The organism is Malonomonas rubra DSM 5091, assembly GCF_900142125.1.
GTDB classification, from domain to species: Bacteria; Desulfobacterota; Desulfuromonadia; order Desulfuromonadales; family Geopsychrobacteraceae; genus Malonomonas; species Malonomonas rubra.
Map to the genome: position 1 here is coordinate 192,110 of NZ_FQZT01000005.1, position 26,949 is coordinate 219,058.

A 26,949-nucleotide genomic window follows, 5' to 3' on the forward strand; every position below is an offset into this window, starting at 1 on the left:
GGGCCCGCCTTTTTTTGTGCAGGGTTCTTGAAAGTTGAATAAGTAGGCGGGAAATAGCGATTTTTTTGTTGCTTGAAAAATAGGATGTGGTATAGTTGGCGCCAAATTTTTGCCCGCTTTTTTGCGCATAATTTGCATATCTTGATACAGAAATGTACAGATGTGGTCTCTCAATCTTTGAGAAAGAATTATTTTCGGTTTTGCCGATTGTGATTTGGTTACAGCGAAAAGCTTTTTGAGAGGTTTTCTTCTACTGTGTCTGCTACGACCTTAGCAAGAATCCCCTGATTGCGTCATTGATAGTTCCTGCTGCCACCGGGCAGCGACCGCGAGATTAACGCCCTTTGCGGTGGAGCTATGCTTTAGATAACTGATGTTCCTCTGAGGCTAAAAGCTGCTCACTTTCAGCCGCCGGTTTTTCTGCCATACCGCATTGAGGTGCATCATATTTCCAAAGGCCTTTAAAAGGAGAATTTTGATGAGAACGACCCGGCTGCTTATCATCGTGTCCCTGTTGTTTTGGGCACTCGGTTCTCAGGCTCTGGCTGAGAACCTGATCGCTTCGCCAGAAGCCTGTCTCGAATGTCATGAGGATGTCGTCTCCGCTGAGGAGTTCGCCAATTCCGTTCATGGCGCCAACGGTTGTGTTGCCTGTCACATTGAACTGACTGATCTTGACCTGCACATGGAAGGCGAATTGATGCCTGAAGAGGTCAAGTGTGTTCGCTGCCACAAGCAGGAGACCGCTGAGCACTATGCCAGTGTCCACCAGCTCAACGACATCGGTTGTGCGTCTTGCCACTCCGAAATCCACGCGCAGCAGGCATGGCACGGCGATAAGCGTATCGCCAATCAAAAGTGTGCTGAGTGCCATGACGATGCTCACGAGGTTTTCCACGAGTCGGCCCATGGTAAAGCTCTCCAAGCTGGCAATATGGACTCAGCTGCCTGCTTGGACTGCCACAATCTCCATGCGATTAAAGAGCTGGGCGATCCGAATGATCACGATGTACGTGCATTTCACACCGACGTCTGCTTGAAGTGTCATGCTGACGAAGAGCTGATGGATAAAAACGGCGTCACCCATATGGCCGTTGAAACCTATCTCTCCAGCTACCATGGTAAGAACTACAGCCTAGGTTATCCGGAATTGGTTGCCGGTTGTGCAGACTGTCACACCTCCCACGCCATTCTGCCGCATGATGACCCGAACTCCAGTCTGCACCCGGAGAACCTGGTTTCCCAATGTGGCAAATGTCATGAGAATTCCTCGGCTCAGTTCGTGAAGTTCTATTCTCACGGCAATATGCACGACAAAGAGAATTACCCGATTCTCTACTACACATACCTTGCTATGACCGGGCTGCTGCTTGGTACCTTTGCCGTGTTCTGGATTCACACTCTGCTTTGGCTGTTCCGCGGTTTCGTTGAAAACCGTGAGAAGAAGCGTGCTCTGATTGCTGGTCATCATCATGTAATTCCTGATGCGCACAAGATCTATCGCCGCTTCACCAAGGTTCACATTGTTCTGCACCTGTTGGTTATTACCAGCTTCCTGCTGCTGTCTGTAACCGGTATTCCGCTCAAGTTCGCAAACCAGCCCTGGGCCGTGGTAATGATGGACTTTTACGGTGGTGCTGATGTCGCTGCGTTCCTGCACCGTGTTGGCGCCGCGATCACCGGTGTTTACTTCGGCGCTGCGCTGTACATGAGTGCGATCTTCCTGTTCAAGAACCTGCAGTCGCCAGCCGAATTTGTGCAGCGTCTGTTTGGTCCGGACTCCCTGTTCCCGAACCTGCGTGATATTCAAGATGTCACAAACATGGTTCGTTGGTTCCTGTTCCTCGGTCCGAAGCCGACTTTCGAGCGTTGGACCTACTGGGAGAAATTCGACTTCATCGCCGTCTTCTGGGGTATGTTCGCCATCGGTGGTTCCGGTCTGATGCTCTGGTTCCCGGAGTTCTTCGGCTCCTTCCTGCCGGGTTGGGTTTTCAACGTGGCAACCATCATCCACTCGGATGAGGCGCTTCTGGCGACTGGATTTATCTTCACCGTCCACTTCTTCAACACCCACGGGCGTCCGGAGAAGTTCCCGATGGACTTCGTCATCTTCAACGGTGAACTGCCGAAAGAAGAGTTCCTTGAGGAGCGTGGCGATCAGTGGAAGCGTTATGAAGAAGCTGGCATCACTGAAACCTTCGTTAAAGAAAAACCGAGTGGTATCGCTTACGACTTCTTCGTCAAAGCATTCGGTTTCTTCGCTGTCTTCGTCGGCGTGTCGATGCTGTTCCTGATGGTTTACGCTTTTATCACCAGCGGATTCCACTAGGACTTGATTGACCTCACACCGAAAGGGGCTGCCGTTCGGCAGCCCCTTTCTTTTTTGGGTGAACAGATGAAAGATAAAGATTTATTGCTGTCGATTCTGGCCATCGCTGTTTATATCATTGGCGGGATTGCAACCTTCGGTGGCGTTGCTTTGATTTTATTGATGGAAGGAAAAGACCTCTGGGGAATGGGGGATGGCCACACGCTCGGATATCTGTTTGTATGCGTCGGGCTGGTGATGTCGATCCTCGGTGTTCTGGTCATGCGTATATTGCGGAACAGGTTATAAACTCCCTCCACGAGCCCTTGTCTACTGTTTCCTACCTGATAAAATAGTTTCTATTGGTTATTATTTTGCCAGCTACCCGTTATGCTCAGTAAAACGTCGATCTATTTTTTGCGATATTCATATTGACAGTTTTTTACTGCGATGCTAGATTTGCGCCTCAAATGTTCCCTAGTATTTTGCTAGATGCTTAATGAGAGTATTGCCTCTGCTTTTAAATATAATCATTCTTGGCAAGGAGTGAAGATCCTATGGCAACGTCCCTGTCCGATATCCACAAGGCATTTCTGAAAGGGATCACTCATAGCCGGGTTTCCCTGCTCGGCGCGATGGTGGTCACTGTCTCTTTCCCGTTTCTGCTGGGCGCTGCGCTCTACGACACGATATTCCATATCAAAAATGCCTACTTCTCAGGTTTTCTCTACATGATCCTCGGACCAGCCTTTATCGGTGGTTTACTGATGGTGTTTATCGGCCTCTTTTTTGCCCGAGGGAAAGAAGACGTCCGTTTGTTTACCTTGGCCTATTTCCGTGACAAGCTTGCTGACGAAAGCGCTTATAACCGCATTCGCAAGCTTGTTTTTCTGGGCGTTTTTCTCACTTGCGTCAACCTGTTTGTTGTTGGTGTTCTGGCTTACAGCGGTTATCACTATATGGAGTCGAACGCTTTCTGTGGGGAGGTTTGCCATGTGCCGATGACACCTGAATACACAGCATATCAAAACTCGGCACACTCACGGGTGAACTGCGTCGATTGCCATATCGGTTCGGGGGCGTCTTGGTTTGTAAAGTCAAAGATTTCGGGCGCTCGGCAGTTAGTTGCCGTTGTCGCCGATACTTTCTCCCGGCCGATTGCGACACCGGTACACGGGCTGCGCCCGGCACGCGATACCTGTGAGCAATGTCACCGACCTGAATTGTTCCATGGTGACAAGTTGGTGATCAAAGATAAGTACCTCGAAGACGAAGACAACACCCATGTTAAAACGGTATTGCTGATGAAAATTGGTAGCGCTGGCGACCAGGCTGCCGATTCGCATGGCATCCACTGGCATGTCGCTCCAGAGAATGAAATTACTTACAAGGCAGCGGACTGGGAGCGTAATATTCTGCCGGAGGTTTCACAGAGCACACCGAGCGGAGGAAAAATCGTTTACCGCAAAAGCGATACAGATGAGCAACTGGCAGCAGCCACCCATCTGCAGGAACGAGCGATGGATTGTATCGACTGTCATAACCGGCCAAGCCACATCTATTTGCCGGCTGATGTTGCCATCGATGGTAAAATCCTGACCAACGAAATTCCGCAGGATTTACCATATGTTAAACAACAGGCAATGCTTGCCGTCCAGCCGGAATACAAGTCTCAGGATGAGGCGCGCGAAGCGATCGAAGTCAGCATGACGAGCTATTACCAGAAAAATTACTCTGACATTTATGCAAGTCAACGGCAGAAAATCGATCAGGCAATTGCTGGTGTACAGGCAGCTTATGCCGAGAACGTTTTCCCGGAAATGGGAATCCAGTGGGGAACTTACACCAGCAACCTTGGCCACACCAACGAAACGGGATGTTTCCGTTGCCATAATGACGAGCATGAATCGGCCAACGGGAAGGTCATTTCAATGGACTGTGACACCTGTCATACCATCCTTGCCGAAGACGAAGAGGATCCTGAGATTCTCAGAACCCTGATTGGTGACAATTAGGTTCAAAGCTACCAGGACTGAGACCTCGCAGCGATTTGTTGCGGGGTCTTTTTCGTTGGCAAGCCGGGAGCCACATCCTATACTGCGTGGACATTGAGAGGAGATCCTTATGGCGGAAATAAAAGACAAATTTTGGTTGCAGAAAGAGCAGGCAGCACTTGTCGTTGTCGATATTCAGGAAAAACTGGTGCCGGCGATGGACCCGGCAATCAGCGAGCGGCTGGTTAAGCATGTCGACATGCTGGTGCAGGCGTTCCAGGCGATGGAGCTGCCGATTATCGTGACGGAGCAGTATCCACGCGGCCTTGGCAATACTATCGGCGCTTTGTCGACTGCGGCTGAAAAGAACTGTGTCGAGAAGACTGCCTTCAGTTGTGCGGGGGAACCGAACTTTGTGTCCGCTCTGGAAAAAACCGGTGCGAAACAGGTCGTGCTGGTTGGTATGGAAGCTCACGTTTGTGTCTACCAGACTATGATCGACCTTATTGATCGCGGCTATCGCGTGCATCTGGTAACAGATGCGATCTGCTCCCGCTTCAAATCAGATTATCAGACAGCCATCGCTATGGCGTCACAAATGGGTGCAGTGTTGACGACAACCGAGATGGCATTGTTTCAGTTGGTCGGCGTGGCTGGTGGTGACATTTTCAAGCTGGTCTCTAAGCTGGTTCGTCAGCGGAACGGCTGATGGACGATTTGACCGCAGAGCAGGCGGACGAATTACAGCAAGCCTTACACGAGTTGCGTGCAGAGTTGTTGCAACTGCTCGATGATTCTGCCGATAGCAGCAAGGCGGTGGAGCTGGATCAACCGATCGGCCGGCTATCGCGAATGGATGCTCTGCAGCAGCAGGCAATGGCAAAGGCTAGCCGCAACGGAGTGCAGCGCCGTTTGCAACTGATTGACTCAGCGCTGGCAGCGATCAAGCAGGGTCGCTATGGAGAATGCCGCCGCTGTGAAGAGCCGATCGGCTATCCGCGTTTGCAAGCGCGGCCCGAATCGCTCTTCTGCCTGGAATGTCAGGGCCGAATCGAGGAAGAAAGCTGATGTCGAACCTGTTATTAATTGTCTTGATGGTGGCAGGTGGTGTGGCTGTTGCCCTGCAGCCCTCAATCAACGCCCGGCTGGCGGAAAAGGTTGGTTTTCTGCAGGCATCAACGATTTCTTTTGCCGTTGGCACACTGGTACTGCTGACCATATCGCTGATCACTACACAGGGGAGTTTTAAACGGACCTTTGAGGCCGATTGGTGGCAGCTTAGTGGTGGCCTGTTCGGTGCTTTTTTTGTCACCATGACCATTATCGGCGTACCGCGTATCGGTACTACCGCTGTTCTCGCATTGACGATTGTTTCACAACTTGTCGCAGGTTTGCTGATGGACCATTACGGCCTCTTCGGTATGCGCGGCATTCCGGTCGATTTTAAACGTCTCCTGGGGGTTGCCCTTTTGTTGGCTGGAGTGGCTTTGATTTGCAGGCGATAAATTGGGACTTATAGATTGGAAAGAAAACGAGCTGCTGATATCTCAGCAGCTCGTTTTTCATTCTGGCCAGAAACAGCGCATCGGATCTTGCCGGATGACGCTGAGCAACCTGCCAAGCTCGAGAGTCGGGGTAACGTTTAAATAGAGCTTCCAGCGTTCGTTATCGTAATGGTGCAGAGTCCATTGGTTTAGTTCCGGAATATAACGAATTTGTGCGACAGGGAATTCCTCGTGTTCTTTCGGGTTGTTAGCATAGCGCCTGACTTCAACCAGATTGATCTGTTGATCGATGATGCGATAGCGGACATGACGAGGCTGGTACTGATCATCCGCGACCTGACGACAAAAGCCGAATAAAAGCTTTTCGGCCCGCTTTCTGAGCAGCTCGGGCAACATCATGGTGGACAATTACCACAGTGCGAACGGAACAGGTTGGTGCTGAGGTAGCGGTCACCGCGGTCCGGCAGGATGGTGACGATGGTCCCGGAATCGATCTCAGTGGCAACGCGCATCGCGCCAGCTGCCGCTGCGCCGCTCGACATGCCGACAAAAATCCCCATGCGGGTCGCCAGCATTCGTGCCGTTTCGTATGCTTCATCATCTTCGACGACCAGTTTCTGGTGCAATTTGCTTTCGTCGTAGATCGCTGGAACTATCGCTTCCTGCATGTTTTTCAAGCCCTGGACCTTGTGCCCCAGGGTCGGTTCGACACCGATAATTTTGACGTTGGGAGCATGATCGGCAAAATAGTTGCTCATTCCCATCAGGGTACCGGAGGTACCGAGGCCGGCAACGAAATAATCGATGTTGCCTTCACATTGCTGCATAATCTCAGGTCCGGTGGTCTCGTAATGGGCAAGTGGATTGTTCGGGTTGGAATACTGGTTCGGCATGTAGTAGATATCCGGGTGCTCAGCGAGAATCTTGTGAGCCATGCGGATCGCGCCGTCGGTCGCTTCGCAGCCGGGGGAGAGAACCACTTCGGCTCCGTAGGCTTCAAGAACCCCGCGGCGTTCAGCACTGACGCAGGCCGGCATCACCAGCTTGACCCGGTAGCCTTTCGCTGCACCGATCATGGCTATCGCGATGCCAGTGTTGCCGGACGTCGGCTCCAGGATGATTTTATCGTGTGTGAGCTCACCACTCTCCTCCGCTTTTTCAATCATGTAGAGGGCGGGGCGGTCCTTGATCGAGCCCCCCGGATTGCTCCCTTCGAGCTTGGCGAGAATGCGAACCCCCGGTTTGTCGACCAGCGCGGAGATGTCGACCAGCGGGGTGTTGCCGACCGATTCCGCCAAGGTCGGAACTGCATAAAGTTTCTCTTTAACCATCAACACAATCTGACTCCGTTTCTTACTAGATAATGCCGTACAGCGGACCGCCTTTGGCAGCTAACTGATCAACGCGTTTTTCCACTTCAGGGACTTCGATCAGTGGCGGCGCGTGGTGCGGTTTCTGCCGTGCGTCGATAATCAGGCTGCCGTTGCAGCCCCAGTGTTTAGCCGAAATCGAGCTATCGATTCCGTAGAGATCGGCTGCAGGATTGGAACGGGTAAAACAGGTCCAGAGCCAGTTGTTCAATGTTGCCGCGCAGAACTCACTGTCATCAACCACAATAATCAGCGGGAACTCATTGATCGGAGCGGTGGCCGAGTATTTTTTCGCCAGTCGCAGCAGGTTTTTGTCTTCACCAGGCTGGTAACTATCGCATGGAGGGCCGCTCAATAACAAGACACCAGGCATGGCGACACGCGGGCCCTTGTAGCCGCGCGGTAATTTCAGCTCGGCCGGTATTTCCGCCGGCAGTTCGCGTTTTTTGCGGCCTGCAGCCGCCATGATCACTTTCGACCCTTGATTCAGGCCATGCCCACTGTAATCGAGTGTGTCGATAGTGGTCCGGGTTTGAAAGTGCAGATCACGACGCCAGTCGATCCGCTCCAGAATGTGCCGGAAGAAGGCCGGTATGTCGTGAACATCAAGCTGGGGATCGTCGTTTTCCGCGGCGATCAGCAGGTATTTGGCCAGTGAAAGCTGCCCCTGGCCGAGAACCGCGTTCGCTTGGGTAAGAATCTCCTGCGGTTCCTTCAGATCGTTGTAGGGGGTGTATCGTTCACTGCCGGTCGCCAGCAACAACGGGTGGACGCCGGCGGCATCAACCGCATGGACTCCCTTGATGCCTGGCAGCACGTCGGGAATCAGTTCGCCGGTTAATTCGTGGATGAAAGCTCCAAAGCTGGTGTCTTCCTGCGGCGGTCTGCCGACGGTGGTGAAGGGCCAGATGGCATCAGGACGATGGTACACCCGATCGACTTTAATCAGTGGGAAATCGTGCGCCAGGCTGTAGTAGCCGATATGGTCGCCGAAAGGCCCCTCCGGCTTCAGTTGATTGGGGTCGATGGTGCCAGAGATGACAAAATCGGCTTCTGCCGGCATCGGCAGCAGGCCATCCGGTTGAACCAAGGGAATTCTGTGTCCGCCGAGCAGGCCAGCGAAAGCCAGCTCCGGCATTCCTTCCGGGAGGGGCATGACCGCAGCGACTGTCATGCTGGGAGGGCCACCGATGAAAACATTGACCCGAAAGGGTCGGCCCAAATCGAGAGCTTCACGGTGGTGAACGCCGATGCCGCGATGAATCTGGTAGTGCAGCCCCGCTTCCTGGTCAGGCAGGTAGTCATTGCCGGAGATTTGCACCCGGTACATGCCGAGGTTGGAGGAGCGCAGGCCCGGTTTCAGGCTGCTCTCTGAATAAACTTGCGGCAGGGTGATAAAAGCGCCACCGTCATCCGGCCAACTTTTGATTTGCGGCAGCTTGGAAAGTGTCGTTTGGCCGCCCAGAATCGGCCCGGTTTTAACCTTCTTTGGCAGCAAATGGAACGCGGCAGGTGGTGCTGAGAGAAAAGCCGATGGGTGTCGCAACAGGTGTTTCGGGTCGAGCTTCAGTTTGACCAGAGTTTCGACCTGCTTCAAAGTATCGCGGAACAGGTAGCGGGTCCGCTCCAATGTGCCGAACAGGTTGGCAACGGCGGGAAAGTCACAGCCTTTTAGATTGGTGAACAACAAAGCCGGGCCGCCTGCCTGATATACGCGCCGCTGGATGACACCTGCTTCGATCTCGGGATCGATCTGTTGATCGATTTTGACCAGCTGACCGCTGCTTTCCAGGTCGTTGACCGCTTCACGTAAATTTCGATAACCCATTTTTATATCTCTACTCAAGAAAGGTCGTTGAGAAATGTAACCTGTATACTTCATTGTAGGGCTGGATGGCAATGAAAATGCCTGATAATAAAGGTCGGACATTGTGGTTTGAGAGTGAACAACCAGTCGCGAAAACAATTTTAGTTCAAAAAAACTGCGGTTTCGTTCAATATGGACGGAAATTTCATTAATTTTGCAGCTTTGCTGCTCTGTACGTTGTCGCAATTCTGGAGGAATGGATGCAGCTGAAACTGGCATCTAAATACACCGCGATCTCCTGCACCGCTCTGCTGGTGATCATGTTCACCTTCGCTTTTTTTCACGTCAACACTCTGCGCGAAAGTTTCCTGGCGGAGGCGATGTATGAAGCGGATACCCTCAGCGAGATGATCCTGCACAATTCCCACTACCTTATGCTTAAGAATGATCGCGTGCAGCTGCAGCAGGTGATCGACGAAGCCGGAACCATGGCGCGGATTCAGCAAATTCGGATCCTTGGCCGCGAGGGGGTGGTCAGCTTTTCGACGGATAAAACCGAGATCGGGACTGCGTTGAGCAACGACGACGAGGGGTGTTATTTCTGTCATGTCGGAAAAAGTACCGCCCTGATCGATGCATCGATTGAGACCCGCAGCCGTAACTTCACCGATGTGTACGGGAAGGATTTTCTCGGCATGACCAGTGCTATTTACAACGAGCCGAGCTGTTATACCGCCGACTGCCATTTCCACTCGGAAGAAGAAAAGAAGCTGGGTGTCCTCGATGTTGTGGTGTCTCTGGAGAAGATGCAGGCGGTGACTTTCAATCATCACGCCGATGTCTTTGTCTCAACGGCGGTGATGCTGGTGCTGATGTCGATCTGCCAGTTTGTTTTTACCCAGAAATATGTCTGCCAGCCGGTGCAGCGGCTTGTGCGCCACACTGAGCGCCTGGCGAGAGGTGATTTGGATGTCCGGATTGAAAATGTCCCCACGGATGAATTTGGTGAATTGGGCGAAGCTTTCAATTCGATGGCCAGCAGCCTGGAGCAGGCGCAGCTCGAACTGCGCGACTGGGCAGGGACTCTGGAGCAGAAGGTTGAGAAGCGGACAGAGGAGATTCAGGAGATGCAGGCGCAGCTGGTACAATCGGCCAAGCTGGCATCAATGGGGGAGCTGGTTGCCGGTATCGCCCACGAGATCAACAATCCCCTCGGCGGTATCCTGATGTTTTCTTCGCTGGCAGCGAAGAACCCGGAGCTGCCCCCGCAAGTCAAAGACAACCTTGAGGTTGTGGTTTCAGAAACCCGTCGTTGTGCCAAGATTGTGCGTGGTCTGCTCGAGTTTTCGCGCGAATCGATCCCAGAGAAGCGCAGTGATTCGATCAATCGCATTATCAAGCAGACGTTGCGCCTGGTTTCGCAGCAGACGTTGTTTCAGGATATCGAGATGGATTGCGAGTTTGATGAAACTCTGCCAGAACTGCACCTTGACCCCGATCAAATTCAGCAGGTTTTCTTCAACATGTTTATCAATGCGGCGCAAGCGATGCATGATGGCGGGGGAATTCTGTCGATCACGACGGAGCGCGACAACGAACTGGAATCGGTGATCCGGGTGATCGTTGCGGATAACGGTCAGGGAATCGAGAAAGAGAGCTTGAACAAAATATTCGACCCCTTCTTTTCGACCAAGAGTAAAAAAGGCTTTGGTCTGGGACTGTCAATCTCTTACGGGATTATTAACAATCACGGTGGCAAGATAAGTGTGCAAAGTGAGCTGGGGGTAGGAACGCAGTTTACAATTCTGCTGCCGATTGACGAGAATGTCACGCTGGCAGAAACTGACGCGGATTCGATCCTGCTGCCGGGTAGTGCTGAGTCGGATGGAGAGGCTTAGTCGTTTAGTTCGAGTTGTGGTTTTTGACTGAGACGCCGAGCTTTTTCAGCATCGCCTGAAAGTTCGGCCTGAGCATCCCGGTTTCTTCGGCGGCTTTGGTGACGTTCCAGTTGTTACGTTCCAGCGCCGCATAAACAAAGGCTTTTTCGACCGGTTCGACCGCTTTCTCGCGGGCGAGCCGTTTATTTTCTTTCAGCTCTTCGGTATTCAGCGGAATGGGAATCTCATCCATCGGGTTTTCATCGCTTGTGCGGAGTTCCAGGTCCTCCCGACGAATCTGCTCGTCTTGCGCAAGAACAACTGCACGCTCAATGATGTTTTCCAGTTCACGAACGTTGCCGGGGAAGTTGTAGCTTTCCAGTGCGATACGGGCTTCCGGGGTCAGACCCTTGACTTCCTTGCCGACCTCTTCAGCGAATTTTTTCATAAAGTAATTTATCAGCAGCGCCACGTCGCCCTGCCGATCGCGCAGCGGCGGCAGATCGACCGGGATAATATTGAGGCGGAAGTAGAGGTCGTCACGGAATGTACCGGCTTCGACCATTTCCTCCAGGCCCTTGTTGGTCGCAGCAATCAGGCGGATGTCGATCGGGGTCGCTTTGGTGCCGCCGATCGGGGTGACTTCCCGCTGCTGCAGGACACGAAGCAGTTTTGCCTGAGTGGTCATGCTGAGGTTGGAGATTTCGTCAAGGAACAGGCTGCCGCCATTGGCGACGGAGAACAGCCCCGGCTTGGTCTGGGTGGCGCCGGTGAAGGAGCCTTTAACATGGCCGAACAGTTCGCTCTCGAGCAGGTTTTCCGGCAGCGAATTGCAGTCAACAGCGACGAATGGTTGATCTTTGCGGTGACTGTGGTTGTGGATGGCACGAGCTGCCAGCTCTTTACCGGTACCGCTTTCGCCGGTAATCAGCACAGTACTGTTGGTCGGAGCGACCTGAATGATGCGCTGATAGACCTTCTGCATTTCTTTACTGCGGCCGACAAAGGCATCGCATTCCTCTGCGACGAATTCATCCTCCTGCTCAGGAACTTCCGACAGCGACAGTTCACGCTGGCGAGCTGCGGAGTTGATCTTTTCTGAAATCTGCTCCGGCAGGAAAGGTTTGGTCAGGTAATCGAATGCACCGTTTTTCATCGCTTCGACTGCAGAATCGACGGTGGCGTATCCGGTGATGATGATGACAGGGACGTCCGGCTGCAGGACACGGATCGCTTTGAGGACTTCGATACCATGCATACCCGGCATCTTCAGATCGGTGACGACAACGTGGAAGTTGCTCGTCTGCAGCTTGCTCAGGCCGATTTTTCCGTTGGGGGCGACTTCGACATCATAGCCTTCAAGGCACATGGTCTGTTTGATGCCTTCGCGGATGACGGCTTCGTCATCGATGATCAGAATTTTATATGCTTTGGATTCGTCCATCCCGCAGCGTTACCCCTCTTGGCAAAGGTCGGTCGCTCAATTCGGCGTGAAGTGAGTAGTTCCTGTTGACGAAGATGTGATCGCCGATACGACTCTATAAAAGGTGTTAAATGCCTAACATTAACCTTTAAATGATAGTTTTGGCAGGCATTTGAGTCAAGGAATAAGTTACAGGAGTTGCTTCGCGAAACTCCCGGAGAAACGACTGGGTTGAGTGTGGTTTTCCCACATGAGGGAAATGTAAGTTGCTAATTTCCAGATAAGGTTTGCTTTATGTCATGGATCATTGATGGAAAATCAGTATTGAATTTTATGCCCGCTTAGTTGCTGGAGAATCATTACTGAAAACAGGTGTATATCGTTTTTATACACTCATGTCAGAATGTAATTGTGACAACATTTGTCTTTTATTTGGTTGCATTTATCATATTTGAGAGAGGGGTTTGCAGGAGCCTAATAAAGCGTCCTTTTTTCTCTAAAGAACAAGATCCGTTTGTATGAAAAAAAATGTAAAGATTTTTTTCGTTATTGCTAAAAGCAGCCCGCTTTTTAAATCTGTATACTGTATCCAAAGAGTGGTTTCAGCAGGCAGAAATGGAGTGAATATTTAGCGCACATTTTTTTTGTTCACTTGGGTCTAAATAGAAAAAACCTATTTGTATCAAAGGGTTGTGGGTTTTTTCTGTTTTTTGCTTTCAACTCGGTCCATTTTGGCTGTATGTGGATTGTATACAGTTACTCGCCTGAATCTCTGTCTCTGATGCCCCGAAAAATATTTAACTCTTTATAAATTATATAGTTAAGTCTTCTTTGCGCTATTTGTGAAGCGTCTGGCACAGCTCCTGCTATATCTAGGGGTACAGATAGATAACGCTTAACCCGGAGGTTGATCATGAAAAACATAATTCTTAATGTAATCGCCCTGTTGTCCTGCTTTGCTTCTTCGTCTTTTGCTGCGACCGAGGCCGGTACCGGAGGCGGAAGTTTTCTTCTGACTCTGTTCATCGGTTTCTTTGCGCTGATCGTCGTGTTCCAGCTGGTTCCAGCCATCATTCTGTTTTTCGGCATGCTCAAAGGCTTGTTTGTGCGTGACCAGGAAGTCGAGAAACATTTGAACTAAAGAGTTGTCAGGGGAAAGGGTGGCACGATGCATGGTTTGTTGATTGCAAATGAAGATCGTGAAGCGCGTGATCGGTTGGCAGATGTCTTTGCTGACGACGACATTCAAGTTGAGACCACCGATTCCGTTGTGAATGGACTGGAAGGAATCCTGAATAAAACTATTCAGGTTGTTGTGCTGGGGGGGGATTTCGACGAAACCCATGTTGCCAAGTTTGTTCCCCTGCTGAAAAAATGTAATCGGAACCTCTCGATCATCCTGATTTCAGATGAAATCTCGATCACTCTGCTGCGGCGGATTCGTAAAGAAGGAATCTTCTATCACGCGCTGAAGCCGGCGGGAGAAGAGGGCTGGGAAGAAATAAAACAAGCGGTTCATTGTGCGTTTAAAACCTATGATGCACGCCAGAGTGAACCCAGAATAACTCAATCCAAGGAGGTTTTTATGAATCGTGTGAAGACAGTGTTGACTTCGTTGTCGCTGGTCTTGATGGCGGTCCCGGCTTTTGCGGCTGATACGACCAAAACCTATACCAGCGGTATCCTGGTGCTGATGTTTGTCGGTTTCTGTGCCCTGCTGGTGGTTATGCAGTTGATCCCTGCCGTGCGCCAACTCTTCCTGCTGACAAAAGATGCTGCAAAGAAGAGCAAGTACAGCGATAGTGCCGTGACTGTCAAGAAACAATAACTTTTAACGGAAAAGGTGATGTAAATGATTGAGTTTTTTACCACTATCGGGACAGTAGACCAAATCTACACAGTTGTTGACTACTACACCTATATCAAAGGACTCGAGTATCTGATCTGTGTCGGTTTCTTCTGTGTTTTCCCTATGTTTTACCGTTACATCCATGGCGGTGATGAAAAGAAATAAGAAAGAGTTCGACGTTTATTTATTCATCGGGCCGCCCAGCTTCATTGGAGAGATCGGCTGCTCGATACTGACAAGGAGATGTGAGTGCTATGTTTGATGCCTCAAAGTGGCACATGAAGGCTTTGTTGCTGTTGATGATGGGTTTGTTTATGTCTGTGAGCGTTTATGCCATGGACGCTTCCGATGCTCCCGACAGCATTACTATTGATGCAATTGCTCAGTACTATGAGCCGGTCGAATTCGATCATGCCATGCATACTGAACTGGCCGAAGACTGTTCGGTCTGTCACCACCACAGTACTGGTAACGGTACTTCCGATATCTACTGTTCACGCTGCCACAGCGATTACAAGGAACTGGATAGAGTGTCCTGCCAGGATTGCCACTCGGTCGATTCTTTCTCGGCTGAAGCGATCAACCGCCAAGGGCAGCAGGATCTTTTCCATGCCGACATGCTCGGTTTGAAGGGTGCCTATCATCAGAACTGCCTCGGTTGCCATCAAGAGATGGACGGACCGGTTGGCTGTGAAGATTGCCACGCTAAGACCGATGCCGGTGAGAAGCTGTTCGATTCGGGCAAATACGCTCCGGAACCGTCTGAGGGCGGCGGCAGCCATCATTGATTACGATTCTGATTCGGTAATTGTTGTAGCATTTAGCTAGGAGATATCGTCATGAGTAAAGTTAGTCGTAGAAAATTTCTTGCCGGCAGTTTGGCTGGTGGTGCTGCTGTCGTCGCAGCCCCCGCTAAAAAAGCTCTGGCAGCCGGAAACTTCAGCGGTTTCCCTGATGGCATGGGTGTTCTGGTTGACCTGACCCGTTGCGTCGGCTGCCGTAGCTGCGAAGCGGCTTGTAATAAAGAACAAAACCTGCCGAAGCCGGCAGTTCCGTTCGATGATACATCTGTTTTCGATCTGACCTTCCACCATGGAACCCAGAAGCGTCGCCCCGATGAGAACGCTTACACCGTGGTTAACCGCTACGAGCCGGAAGGCATGGACAAGCCAACCTATCGCAAGATGCAATGCATGCACTGCAACGAGCCGTCCTGCCTGACCTCCTGCTTCGTTAAGGCATACACCAAGACTGACGAAGGTGCCGTTGTTTATGATGAGCATGTCTGCGTTGGTTGCCGGACCTGTATGGTCGCTTGCCCGCACAACATTCCGGCATACGCCTATTCCAAGGTTATCAATCCGGTCGTTAAGAAGTGCATCTTCTGCTACGACACCCGTGTCAGCCAGGGTAAGCCTCCAGCATGCGTTGACATTTGCCCTGCTCAGGTGATGACTTTTGGCAAACGCAAAGACCTGCTCAAGCTTGCCAAGGCCCGTATCAAGCGTAACCCTGAAAAATACCAGACTGAAATCTACGGTGAAGAAACCGTAGGCGGCAGCGCTTGGATGTATATCTCTGGTGCTCCGCTCGACGAAGTCGGTTGTGATACCTCTCTGCCGAAAGAGCCTATTATCAGCAACGTTAAAGGTTTCCTCGGCGTTGTGCCGATGGTCCTGTCGATCTGGCCTGCACTGTTCACCGGTTTCCACCTGTTGGCGACCAAGAATAAAGATCACCATGACAGCCACCACGCAGAGGGAGAAGAATAATGGAACAGCTTTCAAAGTATGGAGTGACCCCTCTGGATGGGGCCAAGAAAAAGAGCGGAGAGAAGTTCAATCTGATGGAGAAGGTTTTCCTCGGGTTGAGTGTCGATCAATACATTGCGCAGGTATTGCGTAATAAATTTAACTGGATTCTGGCTGCTATCCTGGCTGTCGGTGTCCCCTTTATTCTCTACCGATTCCTGTTCGGTCTGGGTGCAGTCACCCACTCTTCGAACGATTATCCGTGGGGTCTGTTCCTCGGTTTCGGTCTGTTCTGTATGGTGCCGCTGTCCGCTTCCGGCTTTATGCTGGGGACGACCTGCGAGCTGTTTGGCCGGCATGACTTTGAACCGATTGAGCGGTTGGCACTGCTGAACGGTCTGCTCGGTTACTTCTTTGCTGTTGTTTACCTGCTGGTTGACCTTGGTCAGCCTTGGCGTCTGGCTTACCCGATGGTTTATGCCTGGGGTCCGGCAGCGGTTCTGTTCCTGGTCGGTTGGCACGTTGCTACCTACCTTTCGGTGCAGGTTGCCGAGGTTTCGGTTGCCTTTTTCGAGTGGATCGGTTGGCCGCATGCTAAAGCTTTCATCCGCAAGGGTGTTGTGGGCTTGACCGTGTCCGGTATCATCCTGTCGACCCTGCACCAGGGGGCCTTGGGGGCCTTGTTCACTTACGCGCCTGGAAAGGTGCATCCGCTCTGGTATTCGGCTGAATTCCAGTGGATTCACTTCTTCACTTCATCGATCTTCGGTGGTCTCTGCATGGTTATCTGTGTCAGTACCATCGTCATGATGACCATGTCCTGGCGTTGCGATGATCGTTTCAAGGAAGCTCTGCCTGACTTGACCATCAAGCTGGGTAAAGGTGCTGCCATGGCATTGATCACATACCTGGTTATTAAGCTGATCGCTGTTGCTCACGATAACGAGTGGGTTTACCTGGCGACAGGTTGGGGTGCCTGGTACATCTTTGAACTTCTGGCTGGTGTTGTTGCTCCGCTGGTAATTCTGTCCTACGGAATTCGCAACAAGCAAGTCTGGATTGTCCGGATTGGTGCTTTCGGTGCAGTCATCTTCGGTATTCTGCTCAACCGTTTGAATACCGCCCTGATCGCTTTCAACTGGAAGCTTTATCAGGAAATACCGCATATTTCCGAGATCATCATTGCGATTACGATCTTTGCAATCTATGTCGGAACTTATCGTTTCATCCTCAACCGACTGCCGATCCTCTACCAGTGGAATGAGGAGCCAGCAAAGGCTGAAGAAACAGTTGCCGTGCCGGCAAGCCCTGAGCAAGGGCAGGAAGAGATTCCTGCTCGGGCTTGATCCCATGGCTTTCATGGTCGGCGAGGAAGCCGGGTCCTCGCCGACCATGATTTTTAATGCTATATTTGATAAAAATTGCACAACTAACCGGTGTCCCCTGCCATGGAGTGAGCATGTTTAATAATCTGATCGCCAGAGCTATTGTTCCAGTCACCATTGCTGTGACCGGTTTTGTCGTTTTCGGCTGTATCCTGCTCTATACCTTTATCAAGTCAGACATGACAGACGAGGCGATCCTGCATGTTGACAACCTGGCAGAAACCGTTTCCAAATCTGCGCGTTACGCGATGATGCAGGATGACCGTGAATCATTGCGCAACATTGTCAGTAACGTCGGAACCTTGACTGACGTTGGCCAAATCAGAATTTATGATCAAGGCGGCCGTATCCGTTTTTCCGGTAATCCCGAGGAAACAGCTGCAGGATCCACTTCGGCAGAGATCGATCCCTGGGTTAGCCGGATGATGGAGCCCGGTTATGCCGAGCGGACCAAGACCCACCATGACATTGGTGGAGGCAGCGGGCTGATTTCTGTTTCCATTCCGATCCTCAACGAACCGAAGTGTTCCACGGCTGCTTGCCATTTTCACGCAGCCAACGAACCGGTTCTCGGTTTTCTGACTCTTGGCATATCGAGTAAACCTCTTGAAAAAACTCTTGATTTGTTAAGAAGTCGGATGATAATTTTCAGCGTAATGGTTCTGTTCCTCACCGTTGGTGGTGTTGCCGCCCTGCTGAGGATGAACCTGTTCCTCCCGATCCTCCGCCTGACCTATTGTGCCGGACAAGCTGTTCAAGGTGTCCGAGCCAAGGATCTGCCAAAGGCTGATAATAAGCTGGGCAGCCTGGAGCGGGATTTCCGACAGCTGGTTCAGCAGCGTGATGATGCGTTGCAGGGTTGGCAGACCACTGGTAGTGCACAGGCAGACACAGGGAATGGCTCCACCATTGACTCCAGACTCGGAAACAAAGATGCCGGACATCAACCCGCTGAGGCGGCAGGTCCAGGCCAAAATCCGTAAGTTAGAGCTGCTGTCGAGCAGCGGCTTGTGGGTATTGGCTCTGTTTACGGCTTTGAGTATCGGAGCTTCGCGGGATTTCGATTTTTTTCCTGATTTCAGCCCCGAAATACACAAGATGCTCGGAGCCGCACCGCCGACCAATTTTATTAATTGGGCACTTGTGCTCTACGGTTTCTCTGCAATCATCATGGTGTTGACCCAGATGACCGGCAGTAAAAGACCGCGTGGAGCATTCGCCCATTTCGGCTACCTGAGTGCCTTCTACGCTTTTTATCATTTCTCAGGAGACTTGCAGGAGAACCTCTGGGCGATTTTCACTGTCGGGATGACGATCCTCAGTCTGCAGAGCTACCATGTCTGGAACTATTATAAAGACAAGATCCGCGAAGAGCAGGAGATCCTCGCCGAACTCGACAAGTTGCTTGAGGACTGATTTTTTCAGGATGTACAGATAGGAAAGCCCAGCAACAGTTTTGTGTTGCTGGGCTTTTGTTTGTGCGCCCGGCATGGCGCGTGGTGCGAAAGCGCCATCCATCCAGCTGTGGTGGCTGAATGGTGACTTGGAGGTGAAAGTCCTCTGCGGACCCTGATGACGGGAACCGCTAGTTCAACGGCAAGGGTGTCCACCGCGAGGTGGAATCTGAAGGAAGCCGCAGGCAAAATCCTGGCCCGACGAACAGAAATCACATACGAGGCAGTCCCATCCGGGCGAGAAGGCAAGCATCTTCGAAGCCCAATAGTCATCCGGGATGGTGGGGCTGTAGATGTGGCGGGTATATGGGAGGAAGGTCACGCGCATTACCCGGGGAGGTCTGTCGATCTGCCTCGTGCTACTGGCGTCGAGAGGCGTTGGGATGGATCGGCAGAAGTCAGCAGAGGCCATAGTAGCTGGGCTAACCACCACAGCGAAGGGCCGAACCTGATATGCGGAGTGAAACTACTTTTCTGAACGTCTTGAGCAGATGCCTCGGAAGAGGGCCTAAAGCTGGAAGTGGCGACCGGAAGTCGTGAGGTAAAGCTGGGCGCTTATAGGACGACAGGCATTGTTAGTTGATATTGCAGAAGCAAATCAGGAACCGCCGTGTACGGAACCGTACGCACGGTGGTGTGGGAGGACGGCGGGGGCGACCCCGCCTCCTACCCGATTGATAACTCTCTCTGTTAGCTGCGGCTGGTAATTTCGATCAGGTGGTAACCGAACTGGGTTTTCACTGGACCGAGGACTTTGCCGACTTCGCCGCTGAAAACCACCTCGTCAAACTCTTTGACCATTTGTCCCGGACCGAACTCTCCGAGATTTCCACCCTGCTTCCCGGAAGGGCACTTGGAGTGAGTTTTCGCGATGTCGGCGAAATCTTCGCCCCCTTCAATCATCTTTTTCAGGGTGTTGCAGTCGTCTTCGCTGGGGACTAGGATATGTCGAGCAGTTGCTTTTGCCATGTTTGTTACTCCTTTTACGCTTTGCTGTGTGGTTTTTGGGCGCGGCCGATAACGGCTCTGCGGACAATCGACGGCGCTCCGGTAATGGTTTCTTCCGTCATATCTTTGATGATCATACCCATTTCTTCAATCTTGTAAACGGTGTCTCGGGTCAGGTGGCAATTACCGCAAGCACATTTCCAGAGTGGTTCCCAGAATTTTTGCCAGCGTACTGTGCTGGCATCATTGGCAATCACATGCTCAAGGAACAGCAATTGACCTCCAGGTTTCAAGACGCGAAACAGCTCCTGCAGGCTTTGCTGAACGGAGTCAACGGAACATAGCACCAATGTACTGACAACTGTGTCGAGGGATCCATCCGCTAGATTGATCTTTTCCGCCGGCCAGGCTGTAATTTGAGCCGGTTGTTTGTGTATAGGCAGCTTTTGCTGCAGGCGGCGACGCATGTATGGGTCCGGTTCACTCAGGATAAGGCGCTCCACCTGTTGCGGATAGTGGGGGAGGTTGAGTCCGGTCCCAGCACCGACCTCCAACAGATCTCCTTCGGCCTGCTGCAAGAGTTGACTGCGCCAGGGACTGAAACAGCGCCGTTCGGTTGCGCCGATGGCCGCGTCATAATATTTCGCCATCAGGCGGTTGTAAAAACTCATTTGTGATTCCGTTAAAGTTCCAGGTTGCGTTCGACAAAGCTTTCTACATCGTCAAGCTGGTTGCGCAGCTCGACAATCTGGTTGTCGAAATCGAAAAGGGATTCATCGATTCGCGCGAGGCGTTGCTTGAACATATTTATTTGTTCGCGGGTGTCGTTTTGTGCCGCTAGGTTATCTTCGTCCTGCTCGCCGATATTTTCGTCTTCCAGTTGTTCCAAGCGGCTTTCGAGCTGCTGGAGGATATCTTCCAGGCGATTTTTGCTGGTTTGATTGTTCTGTCGATCACGTTCTAGCATTTCAATGCGGCGAGACCGGAAATTGAGATAAGCAACTGCGATGTCGAGTTTGCGCAGGATCTCGTTCTGCTCTTTCTGCTGACCCTGCTCATAAAGCAGTTGTGTCAGGCGGTCGACTGAGGTCGACAGGTTGCGGATCTCAAGGGCAATAATTTCTGCTTCTTCATTGGCGAAAGCGGTTAAGGAGAAACAAAAACAGATAAGCAGGCTCATGGTCATTTTTTTCAGCATGATTTGTGTCCTTGTGGAGGTTGTTTTTGGCGCAGTTAAGCCGCCTGAAATCATTATTGACCGATTGTGGTTTGTCAAGCAACAGAGGCTGTTGCCAGCGGCGTCTTCCACAGGTATAGTCCCCGCATGATGAATGCGTTAGAAATTGATAGTCTTTCCAAATCGTTTGCCGGGACCGATGCAGTAAAGGGGGTTTCCTTTTCGATTAAGCAGGGGGAAATCTTTGGGCTGCTGGGCCCAAATGGAGCAGGCAAGAGTACGACGATCAATATGATTGCCGGTGTTTGCCGTGTGGGTGGTGGCTCGATCACTGCTTTCGGCTATGACAACCAGCGCGACTACCGTTTTACGCGTCGCCTTCTGGGGGTGGTGCATCAGGAAATAGTTATCGACAATTTCTTCACCATTGATCAGGCGTTGAAGCTGCATGCCGGCTATTACGGTGTGAAAGATGACCCTGCCTGGCGCAACCTGCTGATTAAGCGCCTCGGATTAGGGCCGCATCTGAATAAGGTGATGTTGAAGCTCTCTGGCGGCCTCAAGCGACGTTTTATGATCGCCAAGGCTTTAATTCACAAGCCGCAGTTGCTGATTCTGGATGAGCCGACGGCTGGGGTCGATGTCGAACTCCGCCACGGATTGTGGGATTTTGTTCGCGAAATCAACCGACAGGGAATTACTATTCTGCTGACGACTCATTATCTTGAAGAGGCGGAACAGATGTGTGATCGGATTGCCATAATGAACCATGGGGAGCTGATCGCGCTGGAAAAGACCCATGAGCTTGTGCGTCGTTTGTCGAGCAGGCGTTTGCGTTTGTGGCTTGCGCAGGAGTTGTTGCACGTGCCTGATGAGCTGGACACCTATCGGCCGGAGTTGTCAGAAGACGGGAGTGAGTTGCTGCTCTGTCTCCCGCCGGACGAGAGTGCCGGAGATCTGCTGAAACAGATTTGCGCTCTCGGGCTTGATATCCGAGATTTTGAAACCGATCAGAGTGGGTTGGAGGAGGTTTTTCTGCAGCTCACAGGAATGCGGGAGGGGAATGATGGTACCTAAAATCGCTTCGCCGCAATTTCATTCCTGGCTGCCTTTCGTGACGTTGCTGCGTAAAGAAGTGTTACGTTTTATGCGGGTGGCATCGCAGACTTTGCTGACGCCGATCATTACTGCGTCGCTTTACCTGTTTGTTTTTGGAGCCACCCTCGGAGAACGACTCAGCGTGTTGGAAGGTTTCAGTTATGCACAGTTTGTCATTCCTGGCTTGATTTTGATGGGAGTGATCAATAACTCTTTTGCCAACACCTCGTCGTCATTATTTATGTCGCGTTATCTTGGTGGCATTGTCGATCTGCTGGTGACGCCGGTAACCCCTCCGCAGTTTATCCTGGCCTACACGCTGGCAGCTATGCTGCGCGGCTCTCTTGTTGGCGGCGTGGTTTGGGTGATCTCGACCCTGTTTGCCGAACTGCCCTGGACCTCGCCTCTGCTTGCGGTGCTGATGGCTTTTCTCGCTAGTTTTCTGTTCGCTCAATTTGGCTTGATTGCGGCAATATTCGCTCACAACTTCGATACCTTGTCGATGTACAGCAATTTCCTGATCCTGCCGCTTATTTATTTGGGTGGGGTTTTTTATCCGATTTCCATCCTGCCAGCACCATGGGAGAATCTGTCTTATCTGAATCCACTTTTTTATCTGATCGATGGCTTCAGGCATGCAATTCTGGGGGTTGGTGACACCAGCTTCGTGTTGGCTTTTTGCGTGAGTGGGGGGATCGCAGCGACTTTGTTTGTCTGGGCTGCCTGGTTGATCGGCAAGGGGTATCGTTTGCGCAGCTGAAAAGGTGTCCGTTATGTTGTCAGAGAAAAACGGCAAGGCATATAGCACTTTTTATGACGCGGTTCGTGACGAGACGGTTCTCGATCGGCGGATAACGGTGCTGGTCGGGCTGGCCGCCGCTATGACGGCTGGCTGTGAGCCCTGAGTTGAACATTACCTCGGCGTTGCCGAGGACGCTGGGATTGGCAAGGATGAGGTCGGCGCTGTGCAGGGTATCTGTATGGCGGTGTCGGCAGGCAAGGTGAACGCACTGATGAAAGCTATTGAAGCAAAGTAGGCTGACGGAAGGTTTATTATGCAAGACCACATGGTGCGCGTTGTCAGCGCTGATGGTTTGCTGCGCGGAACTGCGGCTGTAACAACGGGGTTGGTGAAAGAAATCTGCCAGCGGCAGAAAAGTGACTTTACTGCGACTGTCGCACTGGGGCGCCTGTTGACGGGTGGTGCCCTTCTCAGTAGTTTGTTGAAGGGGCAGCAGAGGCTGGCGTTGATGATTGAAGGCAATGGCCCCCTCGGGAAAATGAGTGTCGAGACAGATGCCAAGGGGCGTGTTCGAGGCACGTTAAGTAATCCAGTCGTTGATTTGCCTCCGAAAGGCGATCGTTTTGATGTTGCAGGGGCAATCGGGCGAGCGGGCTTCCTCCACGTCTGGAAAGATCTTGGTCTGAAAGACCCTTATCAGAGTATGGTGCAGCTGCAGACCAGTGAGGTGGGTGATGACCTGGCCTGGTATCTGGCCAGTTCCGAACAGGTTCCGTCCAGTGTGTCTCTTGGTGTTGAACTGGACTCGGAAGGGGCTGTGGCGGCGGCGGGGGGGCTGCTGATTCAATCTTTGCCACCTGGCGATGAAGATCGTGTAGAGGCTGTTATTGCTGCTTTGCAACAATTGCCACCAACAACCAGCTTGTTGCGGCAGGGGATGGCTCCTGTGGAGATATTGGCCAAAGTTCTTGCTGACGTTGAGTTTAGAGTGCAGGAAACGGTGCCGCTTGAGTTCTATTGTCCTTGTAGCCGTCAACAGACAGAGTCTATGCTGCGTTCGCTGGGCCCTGAAGAATTGAAGCGACTTGCTGCGGAGCAGGACTCAGTCGAAGTCGTTTGCGAATATTGTCGTACGCCCTATCAATTCAGCAGCGAAGAGGTTGAGCGGTTGGCGCAGCACTAGGCTCTTTCGAGACCTGCCCGTTTTAGCGAAAGTAATTATTTATATCTAATAAATGGAGGCAAAGGAGAGGGTTGCTCATCGGTCCGGTTTGCCCTCTTGCGTATACGCTTTACTCGGCAGGTAAAACTTGTTGTAAACATGACTCCCGGACTAGGGAAAACAAAAAACCTTGCGGTTTTCAATCATTATGAATCCAAACATTGTTTTATTGTTGCCGAGAGCCCTTTCAAACACCCTCCTGGGCCTGAAATCGAGCCTTTAGGTTTTTATTGTAACATTCAAAAACTACAGTAATTCCGATAGAAAAGAGGACTGGCAAGGTCAGCACAATTGCATACAGTATACTGTATTTTTTCCTTGACATGTCAGGCGACTTTATCTTAATTTTCGACACGCTATGGCGTAAACGCTAACGCCGAGCCGATGTCACACAGTCCAATTTCTTCAATGGAAGGAGCGGGTTTTATGCTGGATATCTATTTGCCGATTCTTGTCGTTATCGGCATCGCCTTCGCTTTTGCACTCGGGTCAGTTATTTTTTCCCGTTTGATTGGGGTTAAAAAGCCCACCGCACTTAAGCTGTCGCCTTATGAGTGTGGTATGCCGCTACTCCAGGGGGCAGAAGAGCGCTTCTCGATCAAGTTCTACATTATCGCGATGCTCTTTATCTTGTTCGATATTGAGTGCGTGTTTCTTTATCCCTGGGCAGTCATGTTCAAGAAACTGGGGATCTTCGGTTTCGTCGAGATGGGTGTCTTTATTATCATCTTGCTCGTCGGCTATATCTACGTTTGGAAAAAAGGAGCTCTGGAATGGGAGTAGAGCAACCAAAGACACTCGGGAGTGGTTTTGTTACCACGAGTCTGGACAAATTGGTTAACTGGTCGCGTGCCAGTTCCATGTGGCCTCTGACTTTTGGTCTCGCATGTTGTGCGATCGAGATGATGGCCACGGGTGCTGCCCGCTTCGACCTTGACCGGATGGGTATTCTCTTCCGTGCTTCCCCGCGTCAGGCTGACGTTATCATTATAGCTGGTACCGTCACCAAGAAGATGCTGCCAGTTATTAAGACTGTTTACGAGCAGATGCCTGAGCCGCGTTACGTCATTGCGATGGGCGCCTGCGCCTCGTCTGGCGGTATCTTTGATACCTACAGCACTGTTCAGGGTATCGATGAGCATCTTCCGGTTGACGTTTATATTCCGGGTTGCCCGCCGCGCCCAGAGGGTCTTCTTTATGGCTTGATGAAGCTGCAAGAGAAGATTCGTGCAGAGCGCAATACTTTCGGTGCTGCTATCGGTGTCGGCGAAGTTGTAGTGCCTGACATGGTTTCCAGTTAAGACAGGACAGGGTCAATGAGCGATCAAGCGATTGTTGAAAAACTAAAGGCAAAGTTTTCGTCAGCCGTACTGGATGTCGTCGAGCATCGTGGTGAGACTACGGTGACCGTTGAGAAGGGTCAGATTGTTGAAGTCTGTACCTTCATGCGTGACGAGTGTGGTTACAATTTCCTCTGTGATCTCTGTGGTGTTGATTATCTCGGCAAGCAAGAGGTCCGCTTCATGGTTGTTTATAACCTCTACAATATAGCGACCAAGCAGCGTTTCCGGGTCAAGGTTCCTGTAACAGAAGAGGATGCCACTGTTGATACTGTCAGCACGGTTTGGGGGACTGCCAACTGGATGGAACGCGAGTGTTGGGACCTGATGGGGATCAGCTTTAATGGTCATCCCGACCAGCGCCGCATTCTGATGCCGGCAGATTGGGAAGGACATCCGTTGCGTAAGGACTATCCAGTACAAGGTCCTGACCGCGAACCGTATCAGGGTCGTCTTTCCTAGTTGACGCGATAACCAATTCCTTAATCGGACGAGGCATACAAATGGCAGTTAACACAGAAACAATGACCATCAATATGGGTCCGCAGCACCCGTCAACTCACGGTGTGTTGCAGTTGATCCTGGATCTTGATGGCGAAACGGTTGTAAAGGCAACTCCGCATATCGGTTTTCTGCATCGCGGAATCGAAAAGCTGTCGGAGCACCGCACTTATCATCAGATTATCCCGCTGACCGACCGGATGGACTATCTGGCCCCGATGCACAATAACCTCGGTTACGTGCTGGCCGTTGAGAAGCTCCTCGGTATCACCGACGAGATTCCGGAGCGCGCAAAGGTTATCCGGGTCATCCTGGCTGAGCTGACCCGTCTGAAGAGTCACTTGGTCTGGCTTGCATGTCACGCTCTCGATATCGGTGCAATGACCGTATTTATCTATTGCTTCCGCGAGCGTGAATTCATCATGAACACCTATGAGAAAATCTCTGGTGCTCGGATGACTTCCAACTATTTCCGTGTTGGTGGCTTGTCTGCGGATCTGCCGGAAGGTGTCGCTGATGAGATTCGTCAGTTCGCAGAAGAGATGCCTGCGCACGTTGCAGAGTACGAAGGTCTGCTGACTGGTAACAAGATTTGGCAGATGCGGACTATGGGCGTTGGCGAAATTAGCGCTGAGGCTGCCATTGATATCGGTTTGACCGGTCCGGCCCTGCGCGCTTCTGGCGTTGACTGGGACCTGCGTCGCGATAACCCCTATAGTGGTTATGAAGATTACGATTTTGATGTTCCGGTTCGCGAAGAGTGTGACACCTGGGCACGTTATCATTGCCGTCTTGAGGAAATGCGTCAGGCCAGCCGGATTATTCTGCAGGCGCTCGACAAGCTGGAAGAAGGGCCAATTTTGGCCGACTGCCCGCAAGTCTGTCTGCCGCCGAAGCAGGATGTTGTCAACACTATTGAGGGTCTGATCCATCACTTTAAGATCGTGACCGAGGGTTTTAAGCCTGAGCCGGGTGAGATCTACCAAGGTGTTGAAAACCCGAAAGGGGAGCTCGGCTACTATCTGGTCTCTGATGGTTCGCCGATGCCGTTGCGCATGAAAGTGCGTCCGCCTTCTTTCATCAATCTACAGGCATTGCCACAGATGTGTGAAGGTAGGCTGTTGGCCGACGTTATCGCGGTTATTGGTACGCTCGATATCGTTCTCGGTGAAATCGACCGTTAACCCTCAGGTTTATT

29 protein-coding genes are annotated in these 26,949 nt (G+C 51.5%); 22 read left to right on the top strand and 7 right to left on the bottom strand.

Annotated features, from left to right (window positions below):
• Positions 1 to 478: 478 nt before the first annotated feature.
• From BUB13_RS08970 to BUB13_RS08995, 6 genes are all read left to right on the top strand, one after another.
• Positions 479 to 2,329, top strand: coding sequence for a cytochrome c3 family protein (locus BUB13_RS08970; RefSeq protein WP_072908070.1), 1,851 nt, complete (start codon positions 479 to 481; stop codon positions 2,327 to 2,329).
• A gap of 66 nt (positions 2,330 to 2,395) precedes the next feature.
• Positions 2,396 to 2,617 (top strand): hypothetical protein, encoded by a 222-nt coding sequence (locus BUB13_RS08975; protein ID WP_072908256.1) that lies wholly within the window; start codon positions 2,396 to 2,398, stop codon positions 2,615 to 2,617.
• Between the two features lie 248 nt (positions 2,618 to 2,865).
• Entirely contained in the window at positions 2,866 to 4,323 is a 1,458-nt protein-coding gene (locus tag BUB13_RS08980; RefSeq protein ID WP_072908072.1) for a NapC/NirT family cytochrome c, read from the top strand.
• Between the two features lie 109 nt (positions 4,324 to 4,432).
• Positions 4,433 to 5,011: an isochorismatase family protein gene (locus BUB13_RS08985; RefSeq protein WP_072908074.1), complete on the top strand. Its 579-nt coding sequence runs from the start codon at positions 4,433 to 4,435 to the stop codon at positions 5,009 to 5,011.
• Positions 5,011 to 5,370, top strand: a complete 360-nt coding sequence (locus tag BUB13_RS08990; RefSeq protein WP_072908076.1) for a TraR/DksA family transcriptional regulator — start codon at positions 5,011 to 5,013, stop codon at positions 5,368 to 5,370. The genes BUB13_RS08985 and BUB13_RS08990 overlap by 1 nt, the downstream gene beginning before the upstream one ends.
• Positions 5,370 to 5,807: a DMT family transporter gene (locus BUB13_RS08995; RefSeq protein WP_072908078.1), complete on the top strand. Its 438-nt coding sequence runs from the start codon at positions 5,370 to 5,372 to the stop codon at positions 5,805 to 5,807. Before BUB13_RS08990 ends, BUB13_RS08995 begins: the two co-directional genes overlap by 1 nt.
• Positions 5,808 to 5,864: 57 nt before the next feature.
• Here BUB13_RS08995 and BUB13_RS09000 read toward each other — a convergent pair whose 3' ends face one another.
• The 3 genes from BUB13_RS09000 to BUB13_RS09010 are packed head-to-tail and all read right to left on the bottom strand — an operon-like array spanning position 5,865 to position 9,005.
• On the bottom strand, positions 5,865 to 6,206 hold the full coding sequence (locus BUB13_RS09000; protein ID WP_072908080.1) for a DUF3024 domain-containing protein: 342 nt from the start codon (positions 6,204 to 6,206) through the stop codon (positions 5,865 to 5,867).
• A complete protein-coding gene (locus BUB13_RS09005; protein WP_072908258.1) occupies positions 6,203 to 7,138 on the bottom strand; it encodes a PLP-dependent cysteine synthase family protein in 936 nt (311 codons plus the stop codon). The genes BUB13_RS09000 and BUB13_RS09005 overlap by 4 nt, the downstream gene beginning before the upstream one ends.
• Before the next feature lie 25 nt (positions 7,139 to 7,163).
• A complete protein-coding gene (locus tag BUB13_RS09010; protein ID WP_072908082.1) occupies positions 7,164 to 9,005 on the bottom strand; it encodes a UbiD family decarboxylase in 1,842 nt (613 codons plus the stop codon).
• Positions 9,006 to 9,244: 239 nt separating this feature from the next.
• On the opposite strand from BUB13_RS09010, the gene BUB13_RS09015 reads away from it, so the two are divergent.
• Complete coding sequence (locus BUB13_RS09015) at positions 9,245 to 10,882, top strand: sensor histidine kinase (RefSeq protein ID WP_072908084.1); 1,638 nt, start codon at positions 9,245 to 9,247, stop codon at positions 10,880 to 10,882.
• 4 nt (positions 10,883 to 10,886) lie between these two features.
• Here the strand turns inward: BUB13_RS09015 and BUB13_RS09020 are convergent, their stop codons facing one another.
• On the bottom strand, positions 10,887 to 12,305 hold the full coding sequence (locus BUB13_RS09020; protein ID WP_072908086.1) for a sigma-54-dependent transcriptional regulator: 1,419 nt from the start codon (positions 12,303 to 12,305) through the stop codon (positions 10,887 to 10,889).
• An 892-nt stretch (positions 12,306 to 13,197) separates the two neighbouring features.
• Here BUB13_RS09020 and BUB13_RS09025 point away from each other — a divergent pair.
• From BUB13_RS09025 to BUB13_RS09050, 7 genes are all read left to right on the top strand, one after another.
• The gene (locus BUB13_RS09025; RefSeq protein WP_072908088.1) at positions 13,198 to 13,425 is read left to right on the top strand and encodes a hypothetical protein; all 228 of its coding nucleotides are present in this window, start codon (positions 13,198 to 13,200) and stop codon (positions 13,423 to 13,425) included.
• A gap of 27 nt (positions 13,426 to 13,452) precedes the next feature.
• Positions 13,453 to 14,112: a DNA-binding transcriptional response regulator gene (locus BUB13_RS19370; RefSeq protein ID WP_072908090.1), complete on the top strand. Its 660-nt coding sequence runs from the start codon at positions 13,453 to 13,455 to the stop codon at positions 14,110 to 14,112.
• Between the two features lie 275 nt (positions 14,113 to 14,387).
• Entirely contained in the window at positions 14,388 to 14,921 is a 534-nt protein-coding gene (locus BUB13_RS09035) for a cytochrome c3 family protein (RefSeq protein ID WP_072908091.1), read from the top strand.
• Between the two features lie 51 nt (positions 14,922 to 14,972).
• Complete coding sequence (locus BUB13_RS09040) at positions 14,973 to 15,905, top strand: 4Fe-4S dicluster domain-containing protein (RefSeq protein ID WP_072908093.1); 933 nt, start codon at positions 14,973 to 14,975, stop codon at positions 15,903 to 15,905.
• A complete protein-coding gene (locus BUB13_RS09045) occupies positions 15,905 to 17,230 on the top strand; it encodes a polysulfide reductase NrfD family protein (protein WP_072908095.1) in 1,326 nt (441 codons plus the stop codon). The genes BUB13_RS09040 and BUB13_RS09045 overlap by 1 nt, the downstream gene beginning before the upstream one ends.
• Before the next feature lie 113 nt (positions 17,231 to 17,343).
• A complete protein-coding gene (locus BUB13_RS18615) occupies positions 17,344 to 18,252 on the top strand; it encodes a hypothetical protein (RefSeq protein ID WP_084091900.1) in 909 nt (302 codons plus the stop codon).
• Positions 18,203 to 18,685, top strand: coding sequence for a menaquinol oxidoreductase (locus BUB13_RS09050; protein ID WP_244151858.1), 483 nt, complete (start codon positions 18,203 to 18,205; stop codon positions 18,683 to 18,685). Before BUB13_RS18615 ends, BUB13_RS09050 begins: the two co-directional genes overlap by 50 nt.
• A gap of 728 nt (positions 18,686 to 19,413) precedes the next feature.
• Here BUB13_RS09050 and BUB13_RS09055 read toward each other — a convergent pair.
• From BUB13_RS09055 to BUB13_RS09065, 3 genes are read right to left on the bottom strand one after another with little or no spacing between them, the layout of a single operon-like run.
• On the bottom strand, positions 19,414 to 19,692 hold the full coding sequence (locus tag BUB13_RS09055; RefSeq protein WP_072908099.1) for a peptidylprolyl isomerase: 279 nt from the start codon (positions 19,690 to 19,692) through the stop codon (positions 19,414 to 19,416).
• 14 nt (positions 19,693 to 19,706) lie between these two features.
• Positions 19,707 to 20,342, bottom strand: a complete 636-nt coding sequence (locus BUB13_RS09060) for a class I SAM-dependent methyltransferase (protein ID WP_072908100.1) — start codon at positions 20,340 to 20,342, stop codon at positions 19,707 to 19,709.
• 11 nt (positions 20,343 to 20,353) lie between these two features.
• On the bottom strand, positions 20,354 to 20,869 hold the full coding sequence (locus BUB13_RS09065; protein ID WP_072908102.1) for a hypothetical protein: 516 nt from the start codon (positions 20,867 to 20,869) through the stop codon (positions 20,354 to 20,356).
• Between the two features lie 126 nt (positions 20,870 to 20,995).
• Between BUB13_RS09065 and BUB13_RS09070 the strand changes: the two genes are divergently transcribed.
• From BUB13_RS09070 to nuoD, 8 genes are all read left to right on the top strand, one after another.
• Positions 20,996 to 21,925 carry an ABC transporter ATP-binding protein gene (locus tag BUB13_RS09070; RefSeq protein ID WP_084091902.1) on the top strand — a complete coding sequence of 310 codons (930 nt, stop codon included), beginning with the start codon at positions 20,996 to 20,998 and terminating at the stop codon, positions 21,923 to 21,925.
• Complete coding sequence (locus BUB13_RS09075; RefSeq protein ID WP_072908104.1) at positions 21,915 to 22,706, top strand: ABC transporter permease; 792 nt, start codon at positions 21,915 to 21,917, stop codon at positions 22,704 to 22,706. The genes BUB13_RS09070 and BUB13_RS09075 overlap by 11 nt, the downstream gene beginning before the upstream one ends.
• A 13-nt stretch (positions 22,707 to 22,719) precedes the next feature.
• Positions 22,720 to 22,851: a carboxymuconolactone decarboxylase family protein gene (locus BUB13_RS19375; RefSeq protein ID WP_279625979.1), complete on the top strand. Its 132-nt coding sequence runs from the start codon at positions 22,720 to 22,722 to the stop codon at positions 22,849 to 22,851.
• Between the two features lie 150 nt (positions 22,852 to 23,001).
• Positions 23,002 to 23,871 (top strand): Hsp33 family molecular chaperone HslO, encoded by an 870-nt coding sequence (hslO, locus tag BUB13_RS09080; RefSeq protein ID WP_072908106.1) that lies wholly within the window; start codon positions 23,002 to 23,004, stop codon positions 23,869 to 23,871.
• Between the two features lie 465 nt (positions 23,872 to 24,336).
• Positions 24,337 to 24,693: an NADH-quinone oxidoreductase subunit A gene (locus BUB13_RS09085; RefSeq protein ID WP_072908108.1), complete on the top strand. Its 357-nt coding sequence runs from the start codon at positions 24,337 to 24,339 to the stop codon at positions 24,691 to 24,693.
• Positions 24,684 to 25,211: an NADH-quinone oxidoreductase subunit B gene (locus BUB13_RS09090; RefSeq protein WP_072908110.1), complete on the top strand. Its 528-nt coding sequence runs from the start codon at positions 24,684 to 24,686 to the stop codon at positions 25,209 to 25,211. The genes BUB13_RS09085 and BUB13_RS09090 overlap by 10 nt, the downstream gene beginning before the upstream one ends.
• A gap of 15 nt (positions 25,212 to 25,226) precedes the next feature.
• On the top strand, positions 25,227 to 25,712 hold the full coding sequence (locus BUB13_RS09095) for an NADH-quinone oxidoreductase subunit C (protein WP_072908112.1): 486 nt from the start codon (positions 25,227 to 25,229) through the stop codon (positions 25,710 to 25,712).
• A gap of 41 nt (positions 25,713 to 25,753) precedes the next feature.
• Complete coding sequence (gene nuoD, locus BUB13_RS09100; RefSeq protein ID WP_072908114.1) at positions 25,754 to 26,935, top strand: NADH dehydrogenase (quinone) subunit D; 1,182 nt, start codon at positions 25,754 to 25,756, stop codon at positions 26,933 to 26,935.
• Positions 26,936 to 26,949: the final 14 nt, after the last annotated feature.

Coding starts and splice junctions, on each gene's coding strand:
- BUB13_RS08970 (WP_072908070.1), top strand. CDS start 479: ATGAGAACGACCCGGCTGCTTATCATCGTGTCCCTGTTGTTTTGGGCA.
- BUB13_RS08975 (WP_072908256.1), top strand. CDS start 2,396: ATGAAAGATAAAGATTTATTGCTGTCGATTCTGGCCATCGCTGTTTAT.
- BUB13_RS08980 (WP_072908072.1), top strand. CDS start 2,866: ATGGCAACGTCCCTGTCCGATATCCACAAGGCATTTCTGAAAGGGATC.
- BUB13_RS08985 (WP_072908074.1), top strand. CDS start 4,433: ATGGCGGAAATAAAAGACAAATTTTGGTTGCAGAAAGAGCAGGCAGCA.
- BUB13_RS08990 (WP_072908076.1), top strand. CDS start 5,011: ATGGACGATTTGACCGCAGAGCAGGCGGACGAATTACAGCAAGCCTTA.
- BUB13_RS08995 (WP_072908078.1), top strand. CDS start 5,370: ATGTCGAACCTGTTATTAATTGTCTTGATGGTGGCAGGTGGTGTGGCT.
- BUB13_RS09000 (WP_072908080.1), bottom strand. CDS start 6,206: ATGATGTTGCCCGAGCTGCTCAGAAAGCGGGCCGAAAAGCTTTTATTC.
- BUB13_RS09005 (WP_072908258.1), bottom strand. CDS start 7,138: ATGGTTAAAGAGAAACTTTATGCAGTTCCGACCTTGGCGGAATCGGTC.
- BUB13_RS09010 (WP_072908082.1), bottom strand. CDS start 9,005: ATGGGTTATCGAAATTTACGTGAAGCGGTCAACGACCTGGAAAGCAGC.
- BUB13_RS09015 (WP_072908084.1), top strand. CDS start 9,245: ATGCAGCTGAAACTGGCATCTAAATACACCGCGATCTCCTGCACCGCT.
- BUB13_RS09020 (WP_072908086.1), bottom strand. CDS start 12,305: ATGGACGAATCCAAAGCATATAAAATTCTGATCATCGATGACGAAGCC.
- BUB13_RS09025 (WP_072908088.1), top strand. CDS start 13,198: ATGAAAAACATAATTCTTAATGTAATCGCCCTGTTGTCCTGCTTTGCT.
- BUB13_RS19370 (WP_072908090.1), top strand. CDS start 13,453: ATGCATGGTTTGTTGATTGCAAATGAAGATCGTGAAGCGCGTGATCGG.
- BUB13_RS09035 (WP_072908091.1), top strand. CDS start 14,388: ATGTTTGATGCCTCAAAGTGGCACATGAAGGCTTTGTTGCTGTTGATG.
- BUB13_RS09040 (WP_072908093.1), top strand. CDS start 14,973: ATGAGTAAAGTTAGTCGTAGAAAATTTCTTGCCGGCAGTTTGGCTGGT.
- BUB13_RS09045 (WP_072908095.1), top strand. CDS start 15,905: ATGGAACAGCTTTCAAAGTATGGAGTGACCCCTCTGGATGGGGCCAAG.
- BUB13_RS18615 (WP_084091900.1), top strand. CDS start 17,344: ATGTTTAATAATCTGATCGCCAGAGCTATTGTTCCAGTCACCATTGCT.
- BUB13_RS09050 (WP_244151858.1), top strand. CDS start 18,203: ATGCCGGACATCAACCCGCTGAGGCGGCAGGTCCAGGCCAAAATCCGT.
- BUB13_RS09055 (WP_072908099.1), bottom strand. CDS start 19,692: ATGGCAAAAGCAACTGCTCGACATATCCTAGTCCCCAGCGAAGACGAC.
- BUB13_RS09060 (WP_072908100.1), bottom strand. CDS start 20,342: ATGAGTTTTTACAACCGCCTGATGGCGAAATATTATGACGCGGCCATC.
- BUB13_RS09065 (WP_072908102.1), bottom strand. CDS start 20,869: ATGCTGAAAAAAATGACCATGAGCCTGCTTATCTGTTTTTGTTTCTCC.
- BUB13_RS09070 (WP_084091902.1), top strand. CDS start 20,996: ATGATGAATGCGTTAGAAATTGATAGTCTTTCCAAATCGTTTGCCGGG.
- BUB13_RS09075 (WP_072908104.1), top strand. CDS start 21,915: ATGGTACCTAAAATCGCTTCGCCGCAATTTCATTCCTGGCTGCCTTTC.
- BUB13_RS19375 (WP_279625979.1), top strand. CDS start 22,720: ATGTTGTCAGAGAAAAACGGCAAGGCATATAGCACTTTTTATGACGCG.
- hslO (WP_072908106.1), top strand. CDS start 23,002: ATGCAAGACCACATGGTGCGCGTTGTCAGCGCTGATGGTTTGCTGCGC.
- BUB13_RS09085 (WP_072908108.1), top strand. CDS start 24,337: ATGCTGGATATCTATTTGCCGATTCTTGTCGTTATCGGCATCGCCTTC.
- BUB13_RS09090 (WP_072908110.1), top strand. CDS start 24,684: ATGGGAGTAGAGCAACCAAAGACACTCGGGAGTGGTTTTGTTACCACG.
- BUB13_RS09095 (WP_072908112.1), top strand. CDS start 25,227: ATGAGCGATCAAGCGATTGTTGAAAAACTAAAGGCAAAGTTTTCGTCA.
- nuoD (WP_072908114.1), top strand. CDS start 25,754: ATGGCAGTTAACACAGAAACAATGACCATCAATATGGGTCCGCAGCAC.